Origin of the sequence: Paenibacillus sp. GYB006 (assembly GCF_036577645.1) — a bacterium.
Lineage (GTDB): Bacteria > Bacillota > Bacilli > Paenibacillales > Paenibacillaceae > Paenibacillus.
Map to the genome: position 1 here is coordinate 1 of NZ_JARBDA010000119.1, position 227 is coordinate 227.

Consider the following 227-nt stretch of genomic DNA (forward strand, 5'->3'; position numbering starts at 1 on the left):
TAGGATAAGCCCTCGACCGATTAGTACTGGTCAGCTCCATGCATTGCTGCACTTCCACCTCCAGCCTATCTACCTCGTCGTCTTCAAGGGGTCTTACTAGTTGGGAAATCTCATCTTGAGGTGGGCTTCGCGCTTAGATGCTTTCAGCGCTTATCCCTTCCATACATAGCTACCCAGCGATGCTCCTGGCGGAACAACTGGTACACCAGCGGTATGTCCATCCCGGT

At 52.9% G+C, this 227-nt stretch carries 1 rRNA gene; it reads right to left on the reverse strand.

Features of this window, described 5'->3' with window-relative positions:
- Positions 1 to 227 (reverse strand): 23S ribosomal RNA (locus PV403_RS25255); the annotation flags it as partial.